Source organism: Kitasatospora sp. GP30, assembly GCF_029892145.1.
Lineage (GTDB): Bacteria > Actinomycetota > Actinomycetes > Streptomycetales > Streptomycetaceae > Kitasatospora > Kitasatospora acidiphila.
On sequence record NZ_JARZAH010000024.1, the window covers coordinates 74,536 to 94,651 of the forward strand.

The 20,116-nt window shown below is 71.8% G+C and carries 18 protein-coding genes and 1 pseudogene; 13 read left to right on the forward strand and 6 right to left on the reverse strand.

Translation table 11 applies throughout. The annotated features are described in order from the left end of the window. Positions 1 to 12: 12 nt before the first annotated feature. Positions 13 to 513 (reverse strand): Fur family transcriptional regulator, encoded by a 501-nt coding sequence (locus tag P3T35_RS27160; protein WP_348533439.1) that lies wholly within the window; start codon positions 511 to 513, stop codon positions 13 to 15. A gap of 450 nt (positions 514 to 963) precedes the next feature. On the opposite strand from P3T35_RS27160, the gene P3T35_RS27165 reads away from it, so the two are divergent. The 5 genes from P3T35_RS27165 (at position 964) to P3T35_RS27185 (ending at position 5,837) form a co-directional block, all read left to right on the forward strand. Continuing rightward, positions 964 to 1,746 carry a class I SAM-dependent methyltransferase gene (locus P3T35_RS27165; RefSeq protein WP_101378383.1) on the forward strand — a complete coding sequence of 261 codons (783 nt, stop codon included), beginning with the start codon at positions 964 to 966 and terminating at the stop codon, positions 1,744 to 1,746. Positions 1,747 to 1,812: 66 nt separating this feature from the next. Then, positions 1,813 to 2,721 (forward strand): NAD(+)/NADH kinase, encoded by a 909-nt coding sequence (locus tag P3T35_RS27170; RefSeq protein WP_218976611.1) that lies wholly within the window; start codon positions 1,813 to 1,815, stop codon positions 2,719 to 2,721. Positions 2,722 to 2,841: 120 nt separating this feature from the next. Next, a complete protein-coding gene (locus P3T35_RS27175) occupies positions 2,842 to 3,447 on the forward strand; it encodes a hypothetical protein (RefSeq protein ID WP_101378385.1) in 606 nt (201 codons plus the stop codon). A 14-nt stretch (positions 3,448 to 3,461) separates the two neighbouring features. Further along, the gene (locus P3T35_RS27180) at positions 3,462 to 4,817 is read left to right on the forward strand and encodes a carotenoid oxygenase family protein (protein WP_101378386.1); all 1,356 of its coding nucleotides are present in this window, start codon (positions 3,462 to 3,464) and stop codon (positions 4,815 to 4,817) included. Positions 4,818 to 4,871: 54 nt separating this feature from the next. Beyond that, complete coding sequence (locus P3T35_RS27185; protein WP_101378387.1) at positions 4,872 to 5,837, forward strand: sigma-70 family RNA polymerase sigma factor; 966 nt, start codon at positions 4,872 to 4,874, stop codon at positions 5,835 to 5,837. Positions 5,838 to 5,870: 33 nt separating this feature from the next. Here the strand turns inward: P3T35_RS27185 and P3T35_RS27190 are convergent, their stop codons facing one another. The 4 genes from P3T35_RS27190 to P3T35_RS27205 are packed head-to-tail and all read right to left on the reverse strand — an operon-like array spanning position 5,871 to position 9,511. Beyond that, on the reverse strand, positions 5,871 to 6,707 hold the full coding sequence (locus tag P3T35_RS27190; RefSeq protein WP_101378388.1) for a metal ABC transporter permease: 837 nt from the start codon (positions 6,705 to 6,707) through the stop codon (positions 5,871 to 5,873). Next, on the reverse strand, positions 6,704 to 7,630 hold the full coding sequence (locus tag P3T35_RS27195; RefSeq protein WP_101378389.1) for a metal ABC transporter permease: 927 nt from the start codon (positions 7,628 to 7,630) through the stop codon (positions 6,704 to 6,706). Before P3T35_RS27195 ends, P3T35_RS27190 begins: the two co-directional genes overlap by 4 nt. After that, complete coding sequence (locus P3T35_RS27200) at positions 7,614 to 8,552, reverse strand: metal ABC transporter ATP-binding protein (RefSeq protein WP_280708108.1); 939 nt, start codon at positions 8,550 to 8,552, stop codon at positions 7,614 to 7,616. The genes P3T35_RS27195 and P3T35_RS27200 overlap by 17 nt, the downstream gene beginning before the upstream one ends. Next, positions 8,549 to 9,511 carry a zinc ABC transporter substrate-binding protein gene (locus P3T35_RS27205; protein ID WP_101378391.1) on the reverse strand — a complete coding sequence of 321 codons (963 nt, stop codon included), beginning with the start codon at positions 9,509 to 9,511 and terminating at the stop codon, positions 8,549 to 8,551. The genes P3T35_RS27200 and P3T35_RS27205 overlap by 4 nt, the downstream gene beginning before the upstream one ends. Positions 9,512 to 9,966: 455 nt before the next feature. Here P3T35_RS27205 and P3T35_RS27210 point away from each other — a divergent pair, with 455 nt between their 5' ends. The 6 genes from P3T35_RS27210 to P3T35_RS27235 are packed head-to-tail and all read left to right on the forward strand — an operon-like array spanning position 9,967 to position 17,865. Continuing rightward, positions 9,967 to 11,427: an alanine racemase gene (locus P3T35_RS27210; RefSeq protein WP_101378392.1), complete on the forward strand. Its 1,461-nt coding sequence runs from the start codon at positions 9,967 to 9,969 to the stop codon at positions 11,425 to 11,427. Continuing rightward, on the forward strand, positions 11,424 to 12,761 hold the full coding sequence (locus P3T35_RS27215) for a pyridoxal-phosphate dependent enzyme (RefSeq protein ID WP_101378393.1): 1,338 nt from the start codon (positions 11,424 to 11,426) through the stop codon (positions 12,759 to 12,761). Before P3T35_RS27210 ends, P3T35_RS27215 begins: the two co-directional genes overlap by 4 nt. 1 nt (position 12,762) lies before the next feature. Continuing rightward, entirely contained in the window at positions 12,763 to 13,983 is a 1,221-nt protein-coding gene (locus P3T35_RS27220) for an aminotransferase class V-fold PLP-dependent enzyme (RefSeq protein WP_101378394.1), read from the forward strand. A gap of 23 nt (positions 13,984 to 14,006) precedes the next feature. Then, entirely contained in the window at positions 14,007 to 15,296 is a 1,290-nt protein-coding gene (locus tag P3T35_RS27225; protein WP_218976612.1) for an ATP-grasp domain-containing protein, read from the forward strand. Next, positions 15,293 to 16,546 carry a biotin carboxylase gene (locus P3T35_RS27230; protein WP_101378395.1) on the forward strand — a complete coding sequence of 418 codons (1,254 nt, stop codon included), beginning with the start codon at positions 15,293 to 15,295 and terminating at the stop codon, positions 16,544 to 16,546. Before P3T35_RS27225 ends, P3T35_RS27230 begins: the two co-directional genes overlap by 4 nt. After that, positions 16,543 to 17,865, forward strand: a complete 1,323-nt coding sequence (locus P3T35_RS27235; RefSeq protein ID WP_101378396.1) for an MFS transporter — start codon at positions 16,543 to 16,545, stop codon at positions 17,863 to 17,865. Before P3T35_RS27230 ends, P3T35_RS27235 begins: the two co-directional genes overlap by 4 nt. Positions 17,866 to 17,983: 118 nt before the next feature. Here P3T35_RS27235 and P3T35_RS27240 read toward each other — a convergent pair. Then, a pseudogene (locus P3T35_RS27240) lies at positions 17,984 to 18,407 on the reverse strand (GTP-binding protein); the annotation flags it as partial. 77 nt (positions 18,408 to 18,484) lie between these two features. On the opposite strand from P3T35_RS27240, the gene P3T35_RS27245 reads away from it, so the two are divergent. Continuing rightward, a complete protein-coding gene (locus P3T35_RS27245; RefSeq protein WP_218976613.1) occupies positions 18,485 to 19,363 on the forward strand; it encodes a hypothetical protein in 879 nt (292 codons plus the stop codon). Positions 19,364 to 19,591: 228 nt separating this feature from the next. Beyond that, positions 19,592 to 20,023, forward strand: coding sequence for a TOBE domain-containing protein (locus P3T35_RS27250; protein ID WP_101378397.1), 432 nt, complete (start codon positions 19,592 to 19,594; stop codon positions 20,021 to 20,023). Positions 20,024 to 20,116 lie beyond the last annotated feature (93 nt).

The window sequence follows — 20,116 nt, forward strand, 5'->3', positions numbered from 1 at the left end:
GGTGGCGGTGCGTCAGCCGACCGTCGTGACGGCTCTGAGGCAGGTGGCGCAGATGCCGGTGAGTTCGACGGTGTGGTGGACGTCGGCGAAACCGGACAGCTCGGCGACTCGGTCGGCCCAGGCCTCGACTGCGGTGGAGTCGACGGGTTCGCTCAGGCCGCACCGGCGGCAGATCAGATAGTGCTGGTGATCGGTGCCCGGCCGGTAGCGGAAGAGCCGCTCGCCGTTGGTGTCACGCACGACATCGGCGCGGCCGGCGGCGGCGAGCGCGGTCAGTGCCCGGTAGACGGTGCTCAGGCCCACCCGGGATCCGGAGGCGCGCAGGCCGGCGTGCAGTAGTTGGGCGCTGACGAAGTCCTCGCAGGCGGCCAGGGCCCGCAGGATCTCGGTGCGCCGAGGGGTCAGCCGGCCGAAGCCGTTCTCGTCTGCCCCGGGCCGCTCGGTCACGTTCTGCCGCCGTTCGCCGGCCCTGCTGAAGGCCGTCGTCGGCACGCTGATCTTCGCCTCGGTCACGGATCTTCTCCCCGGTGTCGCGACACGGCTCAGGCGGGCGCCAGGACGGCTGTCATAACGCGGTTACTCCTCGCACTGCGGGCCTACCCGCGGCAGGGCCCGACTCCGGTGGGCGAGTTCCACGCTAGTTGGAAACGGTTTTCATAGCCAGCCACTATTGACATGAGATGAAAACCATTACCAAATCTTGACCGGCATCGCGGCGGCACCGCAACGCAATGAGATCAACCGGGCATGATCCGCTGCACGCCCATGCCGGCCCTCGATCCACCGAGGCCCCGCCGGGCCGACTTGACACGACGTCAGGATACAAACCACAGTCGGATTCGTAAATGGTTTTCATCTTCGATAGACATGGCAGCGACAGCAGCACACCTCAGTCAGCCCGCCGTTCGCCCCTCTCCGGGCAACGAACAGGGCGACCATGAACATCGAGGAAGGCCGGCAGAGATGGCAGACGCGACAGCACTCGGCGTGCCCGTGAGTGCGGAACTCGCCGAGGACTGGGTGGACCGCTGGGAGCGGCAGCAGGAACGCTACGCGGTCGAGCGCGAGGAGCGGTTCACCGTCATCACCGACGCCGTCGAGCAGGTCGTCGGATCACGCGAGAGGCCGCTCATCGTGGACCTCGGGAGCGGGCCCGGTTCGCTCGCCGCACGCATCTCGGCGCGGCTGAAGCATGCCGAGATCGTCGCGGTCGACATCGATCCACTCCTGCTCGCACTGGGCCGCGTCCACCACCGGGAGGCCGCCCGCTACGTCGAGGTGGTCATCGGGCAGGCGGACTGGCTCAAAGCACTGGCACTGGACCGCCCCGTGGATGCGGTGGTGTCCACGACGGCGCTGCACTACCCGTCGGCCGGGGCGTTGCTCGGGATCTACCGCGATCTGGCAGGCGCACTGCGGCCCGGCGGCATCCTGGTCAACGGAGACCATCTGGTCCCCGAGGAGCCCGAGCTCGCGGCGCTCGCGACCGCGGTCGGCCGACGGCGCGCCGGGCGGCGAGGCGTCGACGAGATCGAGGACTGGTCGGCCTGGTGGACCGCGATCGGACGGATCCCCGAGTTCACCCACCTGCTCGCGGCCCGGGAACGGCAGCTGCCGCCCTGCGAGGGCGATGGAAACGGCTTGTCGGCGGCCCAGCATGGCGAGTTGCTGCGCGAGGCCGGCTTCCGCCAGGTCGGTTCGGTGTGGCAGTACGGCATCAGTTCGGTGCTCGTGGCCCTCCGCTGATCGAGCCGCGCATCCGATCGCCCCGCCCCTGACGGCGGTGCCCTTGAAGGTGGCGACCGGCTGTGCGTGACTGGAGGGAGCAGCAGTGGCCTGGTCGACATCGAGGTGCCCCGGATGGGATTCATCGGCACAGTGGGGCTGGTACTCCACCCCGAGCGGACCTGCGCGCCCACCGTGGAGGCCGTGACCCGTTGGAGCCGGGCCCGGGGGACGAAGGTCCTGGGGCTGGCGGCGGAGGTGGGACGGATCGGCTGCGAGGCCATTCCGGTCGAGGCCGAGGAGATGGTCACCAGCGCCGACCTGATGATCAGCCTCGGCGGGGACGGCACCATGCTGCGCGCCATGCGGCTCGCGACCGGGGGCCACGCGCCGGTCCTGGGCGTCAACGTCGGGCGCCTGGGCTTCCTCGCCGAGGTCGACATACCGGAACTCCCGGCCGCGCTGGACGCCATCGACGCCCACCGTTTCACCGTGGAAGACCGCTCCGGCGTCCACGCCCGCTTCGGGGCTGCCCAGGAGACGGCACTCAATGACGTCGTGCTCCTGCGCAGCCCGGGACACAAGTCCGCGGCGGTCGCCGTCCGGGTCCAGGGCGAGCCCTTCGTGGCCTACACCGCCGACGCGGTCGTGGTCGCCACGCCGACCGGCTCCACCGCGTACAGCTTCTCCGCCGGCGGCCCGATCGTCTCCCCCAACGCGGAGGGGCTGCTGATCACCCCCGTGGCTCCACACGCCGCGTTCAACCGCTCCGTCTTCCTCTCCAGCGGCGAGCGACTCGCCCTGGAGGTCTTGCCGCACAGCGGCGACCTCGCCGTCGAGGCCGACGGCCGCCTGGTCGGCCACATCTCGCCGGGCGGCGTCGTCGAGGTGACCATGCTGCCCGCCGCCGCCCGCGTCGTGCGACTCGGTCAGACCACCTTCTACCAGCGGGCCCAGCGCAAACTCCGGCTCACCGGCTCGGCGGAACACGGCTGATCCTCCGACCCGGCGGACTGTGTGACGCACATCACATCGCATGGTGCGAACTTCGGCGCGCGCCGCGCATCCAGTACGTGTCGTCCATCATTCACCGAGGATCGCTGAGGACTGTTCACGATGGGTTATCTGCGCGGCTTCGTCCCCTGGATCGTCTCCGCCGCCGTCTCTGGCTCCGACTGGCGCTGGGGCGCGACCGGCGGGCTCCTCTCGGGGCTGCTGCTCCTGCTGCAGGACCGCCGACGCGGCGTCGGTCTCGACGCGCTGATCCTGGAGATCAGCACGGTCGTCTACTTCGCCGCCGTCGGCGCGGTCGCCGTGGCCGCACCGCACTCGGCGCTGTCGAACCACACCGACGTCGTCTCGTTCGCCTGGCTCGCCCTCACGGCCTGGGGAACGCTGGCGATCCGCCGCCCCTTCACCCTCGGCATCGCCAAGCGGCAGACGCCGCAGGCGTATTGGGACCAGCCGGGGTTCCTGCGGGTCAACGACCACATCACCGCCGCCTGGGGTGCGGGCTTCACCTTCATCGCCGTCACCTTGGCCGTCTGCGGCGCGGTGCACGCCCCGGGCTGGGTGGGCATCGCCGCACATGTCGTCGGCCTGCTGGCCCCGGCCGTGTTCACCAAGGCCTACCCGGCCCGCGTGCAGGCCCGGCTCCAGGCCCACGGTCAGAGCCAGGGTCAGGCACCGGTCACGGCGTCGGCGCCCGGCCCGGCCCGATGAGGCGGGGAGGCGACATGACCGACACGGACACCCCGCCGCACTACCTCCGCGGCCGCTTCGCGCCGGTGCCGGAGGAGCACAGCGCCGTCGACCTCACCGTCCGGGGCACCCTGCCGCCCGAGCTGAACGGCCGCTACCTGCGCAACGGCCCCAATCCGCGGCCCGGCGAGGACAACGGCCACTGGTTCACCGGCCCCGGCATGCTGCACGGCATCCGGCTGCGCGACGGGCGCGCCGAGTGGTACCGGAACCGGTGGATCCGGACCCGGGAGCTGGCCGGCCATCCGTTCCTGCACCGGGACGGCAGTCTCGACCTGGCCGCCACCCCCGCCAACACCCACGTGATCCGCCACGCCGGCACCGTGCTGGCGCTGTGCGAGGTGGGGCTGCCCTACTGGGTCACCGCGGAGCTGGAGACCGTCGGCCCGTACGACTTCGGGGGGCGGCTCACGACGGCGATGACCGCCCACCCCAAGGAGGATCCGGTCACGGGCGAACTGCACCTGTTCGGTGCGGGGTTCACCCCGCCGTACCTGACCTACCACCGGGTCACCGCCGAGGGGCTGCTGCTCGACAGCCGCCCGGTCGAGGTGCCGGGGCCGACGATGATGCACGACTTCGCCGTCACCGAGCACCACGTCATCTGGCTGGACCTCCCCGTCGTCTTCGACCACTCCCTCGTCGGAAGCCGGCGCATGCCCTACCGCTGGGACGACGGCTACGGCGCGCGCCTCGGCGTCATGTCGCGCGCGCCTGGCGACGGCGCGGTGCGCTGGTTCGAGGTGGACCCCTGCTACGTCTTCCATGTGGGCAACGCCTACGAGGACGCGCGGGGCCGGATCGTGCTGGACGCCGTGCGCTACGACCGCACCGGCTTCCAGCGGACCTGGTCGCGGATCGGCGGGCCGGGCCGACCCGCCGGGCTCGCCGCGTCCGCCCGGCCCGCGTCCGTCCTGCACCGCTGGGCGCTGGATCCGGCCACCGGCCGCGTCGCCGAAGCCCGACTGGACGACCGTGAGGCCGAGTTCCCCACCCGCAACGAGACCCGCACCGGCCGCCCGAACCGCTACCTCTACACCGTCTCGGGTGGTGGCGTCGTCAAACACGACCTGGCCCACGACGCCACCCGCGTCCACGCGACGCCCGCCGGCCGCCACGCCGGCGAGGCGGTCTTCGTGCCGGCGGCGGACGGCGGCGACGAGGACGCGGGCTGGCTCCTGTCGCTGGTCTCGGACGACAATGGCGGGGCGGGGGAACTACTCGTCCTGGACGCGGCGGAGCTGACCGTCCAGGCCGTCGTGGAACTCCCCCACCCGGTCCCGGCCGGCTTCCACGGGAGCTGGCTGCCCGAGGACGTCGGACGGCCTTGATCCCCGTTCGATGTTCCGATGGTTCGTGACCCGTCGCCACGGAGGCACCCAGGCATGGCACCGCTCACCTCGCCCACGGACGAGCAACTCACCCGCAGGGCCCAGGCCGGCGAGACCGGTGCCCTCGGCCTGCTGCTGGCCCGCCATCAGGCGCCGATGCGCGCGGTCGCGCTGAGCCTGCTGGGCTACGGCCCCGACGCGGAGGACGCGATGCAGGACGCGGCGCTGACCGCGCTGCGCCGCATCGGCGACGTGCGGGACCCCGCAGCCGTCGGCCCGTGGCTGCGGGCGATCGTGCGCAACGCCTGCCGGATGCGCCTGCGCGCCTCCCGGGAGACGCCGGGCCTGGAGGGGCTGGAGGGCCTGGCGGGGCTGGACGGTCTGGACCGCCTGGCCCTTCCGGGCCGCGAGCAGGCGCTCCCCGAGCGCGTTGTCGAGCAGCACGCGATGCGCGACTGGATCTGGGGCGCGGTGGAGGAGTTGCCGCAGCAGCTGCAACTGGTGCTGATGCTGCGGCACTTCAGCGGCGTCAGCACCTACCAGGAGATCGCGGCCGCCTGCGAGGTGCCGGTCGGCACGGTGCGCAGCCGGCTCAGCCAGGCCCGCTCGAAGCTGGCCCAGGTGCTCGTCGCGACCGCGGCGCAGTCGCACGACGACACCTCGGCCCGGGTCGAGGAGAGCCGGCACGAGGCCGTGGCGACCCTGGCGGCCGCCGAGAGCGGCACCCTGCCCCGGGAGATCGCCGAGCGGTGGCCGACGCAGTCGCAGATGATCGGCAGGTTCGCCCAGCCCGGCGAGCGGATCCACCCCGGCCCGGTGCTGTGCCAGGTGCTGGAGAAGGGCGTGCGCCAGCAGGTGCGCCACGTCGTGGCCAGCCGGGACATCACCATCTGGGAGATGGACGTGGTCAACCCGGCCGACCTCGAGGACCCCTGCCCGCCGAGCCTGGTCTGGCTGATGTTCCGCCGCGACGGCCGCGTCCAGAAGCTCTCCGTGGTCTTCCCCGCCCCGCCGCGCTGAGCGCGGCCTTGCGCCTTGACCCGTTGCGTGCGGTCAAGCCGCCGTCGGGAGGGCCGGACGACGACGGGGGCGGATCAGGAAGGTCGCGGCGTAGACCGCGGTGGCGGTGGCCATGATGGCGAAGCTCGGCGGGAGCTCGGGGGCTTCGGCGCTGAGCAGCAGGCCGCCCCACATCTCGGCGACCGCGAGGCCGGCGGAGAGCGCGAGGGCGTGGAAGGGGCGGTCGGTCAGGCGGATCGCGGCGCCGGCCGGTGCGGCGAGCAGGCCGAGGAGCAGTAGGGAGCCGACCGCCTGGGTGGCTTCGCCGGCAGTGGCGCCGACCAGGGCGAGGAAGCCGAAGCCGAGCAGCCGTACGGGCACGCCGCGGGCGGTTGCGACGGCTTCGTCCACGGTGGCGAAGAGCAGCGGGCGGGCGATCAGCAGCAGCACGGCGCTGATCGCGGCGGCGATCAGCACGGCGAGCTGGGTCTGGCTGGTGCTCAGGCCGAAGATCGAGCCGAACAGGACGCTGGTTCCGGCACCGCCCTGGGCTCCGCTGCGAGAGGTGGTGTAGATGGTGAGGAAGAAGGCGCCGAGGCCCAGGATCCAGGCGAAGGCACTGCCGATCACCACGTCGTCGGGCCGGCCGCGCCGCCCGAGCCCGCCGAGCAGCAGGCCGACGCCGATGGTGGCGGCGAACAGCCCGAGCCGCAGGTCGTAGCCGCCGGCCAAGGCCGCCATCGCGCCGGTGAACGCGACATGGCTGAGTGCGTCGCCGGTGAAGATCTGGGCACGCAGGACGAGGAAGTAGCCGACCAGGCCCGCCGCGAGCGCGATCGCGGTGCCGGCCAGCAGCGCGTGCTGGAAGAAGGGCTGGGTGAGCATGTTCATGCCGCACCGCCGATCGAGAGCGGGGTCCGGCCGCGGTGGCGGGAGCGGCTGAGCGCCTCGTGCGCGGCGCGGCCGAGGTGGGCCAGGACGTAGCCGGTGAAGGCGATGGTGGTCACGAAGAATCCGAGCGGATAGGGCTGGTAGTAAGCGGCGATCAGACCCAGCCAGCAGGAGGCGAAGCCGATCAGCACGGCGAGCGCCAAGCTGCGGCCCGGTCGGGAGGTGAGCTGCTGGGCGGTGGCGGCGGGTATCACCATCAGCGCGAAGACCAGCAGCGTTCCGGTGATCTGGCTCGCTTCGGCGGTCGCCGCGCCGAGTAGGACGAGGAACACGGTGGACAGCAGGCGCACGGGCACGCCGCGCCCGGCGGCCACCTCGGGGTCGATGGTGGCGAAGAGCAGCGGCCGTCCGATCACCGCCAGGACGGCGAGGACGACCGCGCCGACGACCGCCAGCAGGGTCACCTGGCCGGTGGTGATGCCGAGGAAGCTGCCGAAGAGCAGCGCGGTGGGCCCTTCCAGCAGGCCCTTGTAGAGACTGATGAACAGGTAGCCGCAGGCGAGTGCGAAGGCTTGCACGGTCCCGGTGACGGCGGACTCCTCCGCTCCGGCGTCGCGGCCCTTGCGCCCGAGTGCGGCGATCACCAGCGCGGCGGCCACGCAGAAGCCGAAGTAGCCCAGGCTGGTGCTCACGCCGAGCAGGATCGCCAGCGAGGCGCCCGGGAACGCGGCGACGGACAGCGTGTGTCCGGCGAAGGTCTGCCGGCGCAGCACCATGAACCAGCCGACCGCCGCGCAGACCACCGAGACGATCGCACCGGCACGGAAGGCGTTGACCATGAAGGGGTACGCCCACATCTCCTGGAAGTCGGCAAGGAGGTTCCAGGAGAAGACGGGTGACGTCGCGTCAGAGGCCAGCAGCATGGCCACCTCCCGTGCCGGGCTCCGAATGGCGGTCACCGTGGCGGTCGCTGTGCAGCGCGGGAGCCTCGGGCTGGCCGACCACCACCAGGCGACCGTCCGAGGTGCGCAGCACCTCGACCGGCGTGCGGTAGAGGCGGGTCAGCGTCTCCGAGGTGATCACCTCGGCCGGAGTGCCGGCGACGGCGCCGCCCTCGGCGATGTACACCACCCGGTCCAGGTGGTGGAGTATCGGGTTCACGTCGTGCGCGACCATCACCACCGACACCTGCTCCTGGTGGCAGATCCGGCCCAGCAGTGCGGCGATCGCGCTCTGGTTGGGCAGGTCCAGGCTGTCCAACGGCTCGTCCAGCAGCAGCACTTGGGGGCGCCGTATCAGGGCCTGCGCGATCAGCAGCCGCTGCTGCTCACCGCCCGAACACTGCCCGATCGGCCGGTGCGCGTACGCCGAGGCGCCGACCAGTTCGACGACCTCCTGGACGCGTTCACGGGCCGCGCGGCGTTTGGCGCGGCCCAGGCCCGGGACGGGGATCCCCCACCGGTCCCCGTCCAGGCCCAGGCGCACCACGTCCACCCCTCGGATGCGCACGCTCGCGTCGAAGCTGCGCCGCTGCGGCAGGTATCCCACGGCCGCGTTGCGGGCGCCCGGCGCGCCGCCGAGGACCCGCACCTCGCCGGCTGCCGCCGGAAGCACGCCGAGCAGCACCTTGACCAGGGTGGACTTGCCCACTCCGTTGGGGCCGAGAACTGCGGTGAACTCCCCCGCCCCCACAGTCAGATCGACACCCGACCACAGGGTCCGCCCGCCAACGCGCACGGCTGCGCCGCGCAGCGAGAGCACCGGCTCGGTGCCTGACGCGGGCCCTGTTGATCGAGCGCTGGGGCCCATGGCCGTACGGACCTCTTCGGTCGGGTGGAGACTCACTTGCCCGTCGCCGCCTTCAGCGCGTCCGCGATGCCCTGCAACTCGCCGGTCTGCCAGTCCTGGAAGGTGGCGGAGGCCGGCGCGAGGGTCTCGGTGACCTGGGCGACCGGGATGCCCTGCGCCTTGGCCGCGTTGACCTGGGCCACCACGTCGGGGTTGGAGTTCTGGGTGTTGTAGACGTAGATCTTGATCTGCTTGCCGCTGATCTGCTGGTCGATGGTCGCCTTGTCGGCAGCGGTCGGGTCGGTGCCCTCGCTCTCCGCGTCCAGGAACGTCTCCGGAGTCAGCATCTTCAGCCCCATACTCTCGGCGAGCGGGGTGACGATCGACTCCGAGGCGCCGATCGGGGTGTCCGCGTACTTCGCCTTGATGTCCGACTCCAGTTGGTTGTACTTGGCCAGCGTCTGGGTCTCGAAGGACTGCTTCTGGGAGTCGAAGTAGGCCGCGTCGGCCGGGTCTATCTTCTTGTAGTCGGCGGTGATCTGGTCGATCACCTTGTACACGCTGTCGTGCGAGTACCACTGGTGCGGGTTGTCGCCCTCCTTCTTCCCCACCAGATCACCGACCTTCAGCACGGTGCGTCCGGAGGCCGGGTTCGAGGCCAGCAGCTTGTCGGACCAGGCGTCGTAGCCGATGCCGTTGGTGATCGCGTAGTCCGCACCCGCGACCGTGCGGCCGTCCGCGGCAGTCGGCTCGTAGGAGTGCGGATCGGTGTCCGGGTTGGTGATGATGCTCGTCACCTTGGCGTGCTCGCCACCGAGCTGGGTGGCGATGCTGCCCCAGAAGTTCTCCGCCGCCACCACCTGGATGGTCTTGGAGCCGCCCGTGCCGGAGGAGCTCGTCTTCGCCGGCGAGGAGGTCGAACAAGCGCTGGTGGCCGCGAGGGCGGCGACAGCGGCGGCGCTCAGCAGCAGGCGGGCGGGGTGTCTGCGGACGGAGCGGGGCAGGACGACGCGCATGGCGTGGGTACTCCTCGGGGCTGTTGCTCATCACGAGCATCCGGACCCCGTGTGGAGGGGCCCGTCTCGGCTGGACGACACCCACGCTAGTCGGAAACGATTTTCAAAACCAGGCTGATTGACGTTGAGATGAAAATCATTACCGAACCTTGACTTGGGTCGGCCCCCAGAGTCCAGGGAGCCGTGAGGCTCGCACCCGCCCGGACGCCAACGACCAGGAGTGCTGCTGACACCCACCCCGGCTCGGCCCGGACTCCGTCGCCGAGGTCTCCTCGGCCGACTCCCCGGGCTTCTGATTGTCCGATAGAGGGGGTCGCTATCGAAGATGAAAACCGTTACGGTCGTTCACGCTGCCGCAACACTCCATGGCGGGCAGCACGTGCACCGGCCACCACCCGGCCGGCGCAGGCGCCGACGCGCCTGCCACCGATTCCACGGGGGGATCAGATCCATCGATGAACGAAGCCCTTTTTCTTGAGCCACGGCTGGAGCCGCGTCTCGCGGACCTGATCCGCACTCCAGGACTGCTGCACAGCCTGGTCAGCGCGCTCGGTTCGCCGCTCAACGTGCTGCTGCCGGAGCAGATGGCCGACAACCTCCAGCGCTTCCGGGACACTTACCGACGCCACCACCTCTCGGGCGAGGTGTACTTCGCGCACAAGGCCAACCGTTCAAGCGCCTTGGTGCGCCACCTGGCCGCCACCGACGCGCGCCTGGACGTCGCCTCGCTCGGGGAGCTCCAGCACGTCCTGGGCTCCGGCTTCACCCCGGAGCGGGTGATGGCCACCGGACCGAAGAATCCCGAACTCCTCTGGCTGGCCGCCCGCACCGGGATCACCGTCAACGTCGACTCGCACGCCGAACTGCGCGGCCTCGCGCGACTGGTGGCCAAGCACGCGCTGCCCCGGGTCAAGGTCCTGCTGCGCTTGTCCTCCTTCGAGGCCGCCGGGACCAGGCAGCTCTCCCGGCCGAGCCGGTTCGGCTCGCCGGTGCGCGAGCTGGACGCGCTGCTCGACCTCGTCGAACTGCACCGCGACTGTGTGGAACTCATCGGTGTGGCCTACCACTTGGACACCATCGGGCTGCCGGAGAAGGCCGTCGCGCTGGAGGGGTGCGTCACCGTCCTGAACGAGTGCCGCCGTCGCGGGATGTCACCCGGGATCATCGACATCGGCGGCGGCTTCGGCGTCAACTACCTGGCCGACGGCGACCAGTGGGACCGCTACACGAGCGAGCTGACCAACGCCGTCCTCGGCCGCCGGCCCCCGCTCACCTGGCAGCGGCACGGCTACGGCCTGCGCAGCGAGAACGGCACGCTGCGCGGCACCCTCGGCCTGTACCCGGCGTACCGTCCGGTCGCGGGCGACCGGTATCTCGACGCCCTGCTGTCGCAGCCGGCTCCCTCGCTGGGACGGCCGCTGGCGACCCTGCTCCTGGAGAACCTCTTCGACCTGTGGACCGAACCGGGCCGCGCCCTGGTCGACCAGTGCGGCCTCGCCGCCGCCCGCGTCCTGGAGGTCAGGGGCACTGGTGACGGCGGCCACCTGGTCCGCCTCGACATGAACGCCTCCGACGTCAGCCTGGAGGAGCACGGGGTCCTGATGGACCCGATCGTCGTGCCGTCCGGCCCGCGCCCGGCGGATCCTGCGGGCGCCCCGGTCGGCGTGCACCTGATCGGCAACCTCTGCCTGGAAGCCGACCTGATCACCCGCCGGACCGTGTTCCTGCCCGCGCTGCCCGAGCCCGGCGACCTGATGGTCTTCGCCAACACAGCCGGCTACTTCATGGACTTCAGCGCCGATCACGCCCTGCACCAACCCATCGCCCGCAAGGTCGCCGCCTGGCAGCAGGACGGCAGCTGGCAGTGGTGCCTCGACGAGCAGTACTGGCCCATCCGTACGGGGGAGAACGCATGAGGTACGACAGCATCACGGAGGTCATCGGCGACACGCCGCTGGTCCGCATCGATCCGGCCGTGCACGGCCTGCGCAACATCGACCTCTACGCCAAGTTGGAGATGCTCAACCCGTTCGGCTCGGTGAAGGACCGCGCCGCCTGGCACATGGCCCAGCCCGGCCTGGCCGAGGCGGTCGCCGAGGGCCGCACCGTGGTCGAACTCTCCAGCGGCAACACCGCCAAGGCGCTGGCCGTCATCGCCGGCATGCACGGTCTGCCGTTCAAGAGCGTCACCAACCGGATGAAGGTCCCGGAGGTCAAGGACCTGCTGCTGCTCCTCGGCGCGCAGATCGAGGAACTCCCGGGCCAGGCCGAGTGCCTGGACCCGACGGACACCGAGGACCCGCTGACCCGGATCCACCGGATGCTCTCGGACGGTGAGGGCGCCACCGAGGAGACCGGCGGATTCCTGCACACCGACCAGTACTTCAACACCCGCAACATCGAGGCGCACGCCACCGGAACCGGTCCGGAGATCCTGCGCGACCTGGACGGCCGGGCACCCGACTGGTTCATCGCCTGCGTGGGCACCGCCGGCTCCTCCACCGGCGTCGCCCGGGTGCTGCGCGAGCACGATCCCGCGGTCGGGGTGATCGGGCTGGTCGCCCACAAGTCCGACTTCATCCCGGGCATCCGCAACATCGATGAGGTGCACGAGGTCGGCCTCTTCGACCCGGCCACCTACGACACGCTGGAATCCGTCACGGCCGATGAGGCGATCGACGGCATGCTCACCCTGGTTCGCCGCTGCGGCATGCTCGCCGGCCCGACCGGCGGTGCCGCGTACTTCGGCGCCGTCCGCCACCTGCGGCCGCTGGACGAGGAGTTGACGGAGCGTAAGACGGCGGTCTTCATCGCCTGCGACCGCGTCGAGAGCTACATGAGCTACGTCCGCCAGCGCCGACCCGAGCTGCTGAACCAGCCGCCGCACAAGAACTCCGTGGCCGGCGTCACCCAGGACGAGCTCCGGGCCGTGCGGACCATGGAGATCGATGAGGCCCAGAAGTGGATCGCCGAGCAGCGCCCGCTGATCCTCGACCTGCGCGGCCCTTACGCCTACGCCGCGCTGCACATCGAGAACTCGGTCAACATCGTCGACGAGCTCTTCGACACCCTGCTCCAGGGCGGTTTGCCGGTCGGCACCGGACAGCCCGTCCTGCTCGCCTGCCCGGTCGGCGAGAAGTCCACCCGCTACGCCGCGCTGCTCACCCGGATGGGCCACCCGGACGTCCGCAGCCTGGCCGGTGGCATCGTCGCCTGGCGCGATGCCGGCGCACCGCTGGTGAGGCACTGAGATGGCCCGCACCCCGCTTGACCGGCTGGGCGGCATCCTGATCGACCCGGACCTCCTCGACTGGCAGCGCGGCCTGCGCGCCCAGTTCCCCCTGATCGCCGGCCGCCCCGATGTCGCCTACCTCGACAGTGCGGCCACCTCGCAGAAGCCGCAGGCGGTGCTCGACGCCGTCCACCACTACCTCACCACCGGCAACGCCAACGCCGGGCGCGGCACCTACACCTGGGCCAACGAGACCACCGCGATGGTGGAGCGCACCCGGGACCGGATCAAGCGCTTCCTCGGCGACCCGGAGCCCGCGGCTTCGGGTGTCCACTTCACCAGCGGCACCTCCCAGGGCCTGCGCGTCGTGGCCCTCGACTGGCTGCCGGAGCTGCTCCGGGACGGCGACGAGATCATCGTCCCGTTCGCCGACCACCGGGCCAACGCCGACCCCTGGCTGGAGGCCCAGCAGTTGCTGGCCCGCCAGGGCGTCACCATCCGCGTCCACCCGCTGCCCTACGAGGCCGACTCGCACGACTACGACCAGGCCGCACTCGCCCGGCTGGTCAACGAGCGCACCCGCTTCGTCGCCGCCACCCACGTGCACCACGTGTACGGCAACGACATGAACGTGCACCGCATCCGGGAGGTGGTCGGGCCCGCCGTGCCGATCTGCCTGGACGCCGCCCAGAGCATCGGCCACCTGCCCGTCTCGGTGGCCGACCTCGACGTGGACTTCGTGGTCTTCTCCGGCCACAAGGCGCTCGCCCTCCCCGGCACCGGCGCGGTCTGGTCGCGCGACCTGCGCGGGCCGCGGCTGCGCCCGGGCGGCTGGGCGGGCACCCCGAACACCGCCGGCATCGCCAGCCTGCACGCGGCTCTGGACTGGCTGGACAACGCCGGACTGGACCGGATCGAGCAGTGGACCCTCGCCCTCTCGGCCCGCCTCACCGACGGTCTGAGCCGGCTGGAACCGTACGAGGTGCTGGGATGCCAGGCCAGCCTCACCGCGGATTCCCAAGTCCAGCGCCGGCACAGCCTGGTGACCTTCCGCCACCGCTCGATCAGCTCCAACGACCTCGGCTTCATCCTCGACAGCCACGGCGTGATGGTCCGGGCCGACGGCCACTGCCAGGGCGGTCAGGGCGAACAGGAGACTTCGGTGCGCGCGAGCCTGCACGTCTACAACACCCCGGCCGAGATCGACCGGCTGCTGACCGCTCTCGCGGAGCTGCGATGACCCCGCCTGCGAAGGACCGTGACATGGATCAACCCGCCCAGAACCCGAGCACGTTCGACCACGTCGTGGTGATGGTCGACGTCTATGCCCCCACCATGCGCCTGGCCCAGGGGTTCCTGGACGCCGGAGCGGTGTGCGTGCGGGTGCAGAGCACTCCCGAGGCGCCGCCGGTCTACCGCGCGCCGTTCCCCGTCGGACAGTTCCGCGACAACATCGTCCACCACGGCGACTTCGAGGCGACCCTGCGTGCCGTGGCCGCCCACGACCCCGCCGTGGTGATCACCGGTGGCGAGTCCGGGGTGGAACTCGCCGACCGGCTCTCCGAGGCGCTCGGCCTGGCGACCAACGGCACGGCGCTCAGCACCGCCCGGCGCGACAAGTACCTGCAGATCGAGGCGGTCAAGGCGGCCGGCTTGCGCGGGGCCCGCCAGCTGCTGGCCACCGATGCCGACCAACTGGCCGACTGGCACCGGCAGATCGGCGGCCAGGTCGTGGTCAAGCCGATCCGCAGCGCCGGCAACGACGGCGTCACCTTCTGCACCACGCCCAACCGGTCGGCAGCGGCCTTCGGCACCGTTGCGGCAGCCACCAACATCTTCGCCCACCGCAACGAGGCCGTGGTGGCCCAGGAGTTCCTGCACGGCACCGAGTACGTCGTCAACACGGTCAGCCGGGACGGCCGGCACCGGGCCACCGACGTCTGGCGGTACACCAAGCTCTCCGCCAACGGCGTCAGCGAACGGATCAGCGGAGCCGTCTCGGTCCCGCCCGACGACCGGCACCGGGACGAGCTGGTCGCCTACGGCTTCGCCGTACTGGACGCCCTCGGCGTGCGGCACGGACCCGCCCACCTGGAGATCATGCTGACCCCCGACGGGCCCTGCCTGGTCGAGGCCGGGATCCGGCTGTGCGGCGCCGACACCGCGTACTACGCCGAACTGGTCACCGGGGAATCGCAGGTGCTGCGCACCGTCCAGGCCTACCTGCGCCCCGAGGAGTTCCTCGCCACCCACGACGAGCCGCACCACGTCGAGCGGCACGCCGCGATGGCCTTCCTCACCTCTCCGGTCGAGGGCATCCTGCGCTCGTACCCGCTGTTGAAGCACGTCGAGGCACTGCCGAGCTTCCACAATCTCCAGTTCGCGGTGAAGCCAGGGCAGTTCCTGCCCCGCACCGTGGACGACAGCTCCGAGCCGATGCTGATCGGCCTCACCCACCGGGTGGCCGCAGTCGTCGCCAGGGACCTGAACACCGTCAACTACCTGGACGGCCACGGCTTCTACGACCTCGAACCCGACCGGAGCAGCACATGACCGGTCGGCCGCACATCGCCGTTCTGCACCGCTGGCGGGACCGCTACGCCGAGTACGAGCGCTACCTGGACCACGACCGGTACGCCGTCAGCTACCTCACGACCGAGGTCGGCGCTCCCGCCGTACCCCGTGGCGCGGCCGAGGTCGTCATCGTGCCCGCCACCGACGAACTGCCGTTGGTCCGAAAGGAGCTGGAACGCCTCGCCGCACGCCACGGCCCGTTGCGGGCGGTGGTCGCGCTCAAGGAGGACGACCTGCTCGTCGCGGCCGAACTGGCGGCCGGACTCGGCGCACCGGGGCGCAGCATAGGTCAACTGCTGCCGTTCCGCGACAAGTTGCTGATGGCCCGACAGGTGGCTGACGCGGGTCTGACGGTTCCCCCCTTCGCCCCGGCGCCCGACCCGCAGGCCGTGGCGGGCTTCGCCGCCCGGCACGGCTGGCCGGTGGTCCTCAAGCCCCGGACCGGAAGCTCCAGTGCGGGTGTGCGGATCCTGCGCGGACCGGAGGACCTGGCTGCTGCCGACTGGTCTGGGGTACCGGCGCTCGTCCAGGCGTTCAATCCGCACCCGATCCACCACGTCGACGGCGTCTTCGACGGCCGGCGGCTCGGCCCGTGGCGTGCCTCCCGCTACCTCGACACCTGCCTCGACTTCCGGACCGGCACCCCGCTGGGCTCCGTGGAGGTGGACGACCCACGGACCCTGCGGGCCATCGAGGAGTTCACCACCGCCGTGCTGCGGGCACTGACCGACGCCCCGACCGTCCTGCACCTGGAGCTCTTCCTCCAGGGCGACCGCTGTTCCTTCCTGGAGGTCGGCGCCCGCGTCGGAGGTGCGGAGATCCCGTTCCTCTGGCGGGAGTTGCACGGCTACGACCTGATGGAGGCGGCCTTTCGGATCGCGGTCGGCGAGCGGCCGCGGGCAGCGGCCGACCCGGCCCTCGGGTCCCGGGTCGGCGGGTGGCTGCTCGCCCCGCTGCCGGCCGCCCGACCGTGCGTGATCGAGCAGGCGACCCCGATGGTCGGCCGCTCCCCGGGCCCGTACGCCGAGTCGGTGCCCCGCCCCGGCGAGCTGGTGCCGGCCGCGGACGCCTACTACGAGCACGTCGGCGGCCGCTTCCGCTTCGCCGGTCCGAGCAGCGCCGCCGTCAAGGAGGCGATCACCGCCACCGCCCGTGACTTCCGGGTGACCGCCCGGCCGGTCGCACCACCTGAGTTGACCGACCATCACGCAGAGAGGAGCCGCCGGTGACAGCGTTCGCGCAGTACGGCCGGATCTGGCGAGTCCCCGGCGCCCCACTCCTCCTGGTCGGCGGAGTGGTCGCCCGGCTGGGCCAGGGCGTCACGGTCATCGCCTGGCTGCTGGTGATCCAGCAGACCACCGGCAGCTTCGGCCGCGCCGCCCTGGTCGCCGCCATGACCTCGCTGGCCACCGCCGCAGCGGCCCCCGTCGGAGGCCGGCTCGCCGACCGGTTCGGGCCCGGTCGGATCCTGCCGGTCTTCGCCGTCGGCTACGCGGCCACCCAGCTGGCCCTGCTGACGGCCGTGCTGATGCGCGCACCACTGCCGGTGCTGTGCGTGGCGGCTCTGCTGTCCGGCGCGGCCTTCCCCTCCATCTCGCCCGCGCTGCGCGCCTCCTGGGCCAAGCTGACCGGCCCCGGAAGCGGACGGGAGGAGGCGCGCACCGCCGCCATGGCCGCCGAGTCGGCGCTCTTCGAGCTGGTCTTCGTGGTCGGCCCGCTGCTGCTGTCCGGTTTCATGCTGGTGGCCGGTCCGTTGGGCCGGGCCTGCCACAGCTCGGCCGGCGTCACCGGCCCCGCCGCCGCGCTGGTCGCCGCGGCGCTCTGCACCGGTGTCGGCACGGTCGTGGTCGCCCGGGGCGCCGCCATGAGGGGGCTGCGGCCGAGCGGGACCCGCGCCCGGACCCGTGGGCTCGGCCCGCTGCGTGCCCCCGGATTCCCGGCCCTGCTGTTGTGCGCGGCGGGAATCGCCTTCTCCTTCGGCGCATCGCCGGTGGCCATCGCGGCCTTCACCAAGCAGCACGACGGCGCGGCCGCCGACAGTTCCGCCGGTGTGCTGATCGCGGTCTGGAGCATCGGCAGCGCAGTGGCGGGCCTCTGGTACGGCACCCGGCAGTTCCGCACCCCGCCGGTGCGGCAGTTCGTGCTGCTGCTGATCGGGCTCGCGGCCGGCTACGCGCTCTGGGCGTTGATGCCCGGCTCCCCCGCGCTCGGCGGACTGCTCCTACTCAGTGGAGCGGTGATCGCCCCGGCCCTCACCGTCGAGGCCAACCTGGTGGCCAGGCTCGCCCCGCCCGAGATGCTCAACGAGGCCTACACCTGGCTCACCACCACGAACCTCTCCATCGCCGCGCTCGGCTCCGCCGTCACCGGTGCGGTCGTCGACCAGCCGTCGGGGCCCGTCTGGGGCTTCCTGGCTGCTGCGGGCGCCGCTGCCTTCGCCGCCGCGGTCGCGGCCTGGCCGGGCGCTCTCGCCGCAGCACGGCAGCCGGCGGAACCGCCGGAAACCGCACCTGGTCCGGGCGCGCTGGCCGGCGCCACGGAGAGCTGACCGCAACGACGGCCAAGCCCTGACCGCGCTGCGAACGCCGCCCGCAGCACTACTTGTGGTCCGGGCCGATAGCCGTTCAGCTGTCGGCCCGGACCACGAGGTTGCTCGGCGCTTCGCCCTAGGCGTGGGAGTGGTCGTGGTCCTGCAGGAGCTCGTACTCGTCCCACGCGGTTGGGGGCACCTCCCGGCCGAAGGCTGGGGGATGGTCCTCGAACGCCATCCAGGCGTGCGGCCCGGCCGCGTGCTCGGCGTCGTCCAGCAGGCAGTGGGTGAGCGCGGCCCGCAACTCGCCCTTGCGCAGGCCGGTGCCGATGAAGACCAGCTCCTGGCCGCTCTGCACCTGCTCCGCGCCGAGGCCGGTCAGCGCTGTCGCATCGGTGAGACCGGCCAGGTCTACCGCCGGCCCCAAGGTCGAGCGCATGCCGGAGGGTTCGAAGCGGGCGACCGAACCCGCCTGGGACCACAGGCCGGTGACGGCTGGTCGGGAGGCCAGCCAGAAAGAAGCCCTTCGAGCGCAGCACCATGCCGAACTCCCCCGTGTCCGGCCGGCGGCTCACCACGCCGGACACCGAGGGCCCTGGCCGCTCAACGCGCCGCCGCATGTGCCAGGATGACGCCAGTGTCGATGCTGATCTTGAAGCTGTTCCTCGCACCCGGGCTGGTGGTCGCGTCGTCTCTGGCCGGACGCCGATGGGGGCCTTCACTGGCGGGCACCCTGGTAGCCATGCCGATCGTGGCCGGGCCGATCCTTGGCATCACCTGCCTGGAGCACGGCCCGTCCTTCGCCGCCCGCGCGGCCGGGGCTTCACTGTTGGGCCTGGTGTCGCTGGCCCTTTTCACGGTCGTCTTCGCCAAGCTGTCCCAGGCGTCGCGGACCCGACACTGGGCGGTCACCCTGCTGGTGGCCTGGGCGGGATGCCTCGCCGCGGACCTCGTGCTCTCGCTCCTCGCGGTGCCGCCGCTCGTCGCTCTGTGCCTGTCACTGACAGCAACCGCCGTCGGCGTGAAGGCGCTTGCCCGGATCCGCACCGAGGCGCTACCGCCGGCACCGGCGCCACCGCGATGGGACCTGCCGGCCCGCGGCGCCGCCACCGCGCTGCTGGTGACCGCTCTGACCACTGCCGCCTCCCAGCTCGGACCCGACCTGACGGGCGTGCTCGCCCCCTTCCCCATCGGCACCAGCGTGGTCGCGACCTTCGCACTCGCGCAGGGCGGCCCTGCCGTGGCAGTGGCGACACTGCGCGGTGTGCTTCGCGGCCTCTGCGGCTTCGCCGCTTTCTGCTTCCTGGTCGCGGCCCTGGCCAAGCCCCTGGGCGGCGCTGCCGCCTTCGGCATCGCCGCAGCCGGCACCCTCGTCCTCCAACTCGGCCTCGGCCGACTGCGGACGGCGCTGACGGCCCGCCGAAGCACCCTCTCCCCTCGCGCAGGCCGGCTTCTGCCTCGTCGGCCGGCTGCGGGTCCGGGCGAGGATGACCACGAGGTGAGTGCGGCCGGGTAGGCGATGGCGAGTCGGTCGGCGCGCTGGGCCGGGCCGCGCCACAGTCCGAAGCCGCCTCCCGCGCAGCCCCCGCAGCATCGAGACCGCGCGGGAGGCGGCTGCCAAGGGGGTGGGGCCAGATCTAGCCGGTACGAGGGATGTTCTGCGGCGCGTGATCGGCGCGGCTAGCGTGGCCTGGCGGCCCGAAAGCCGCGCTTTCCACGACTGACCCGAGTGAGGCGTACGTCCATGAGCCTGAGCATCCGCAACCGGATCCCCGGCACCGTCACCTCCGTCACGGCCGGCGAGGCCATGTCCACGGTGAAGGTCCGCCTGGCCGGCGGTCAGGACATCACCGCAGCGATCACCACCGACGCCGTGACGGACCTCGGCATCGCCGAGGGCACTGCCGTCAAGGCGCTCGTGAAGTCCACCGAGGTATCGCTCGCGACCGCCCCGGTCGAGGGCATCTCGATCCGCAACCAGATCGCGGGCACCGTCACCGACGTCGCCACCGACGTCGCCACCGGCGGCGCCATGGGCTCCGTCAAGGTCGACGTCGAGGGCGGCGAGCTGACCGCCGCCATCACCAAGGAAGCCGTCGAGGCCCTCGGCCTGACCGCCGGCACCTCCGTCGTGGCTCTGATCAAGTCGACCGAAGTCTCACTCGCCACGGCCTGAGCCACTCCCCCGCCGGCGTCCGCACCGGCCCGATGAACACCGGGCCGCAAGTGTCCCCAGGTGACCCGGCCCCGGCTGCCGCGTACGGCTGCA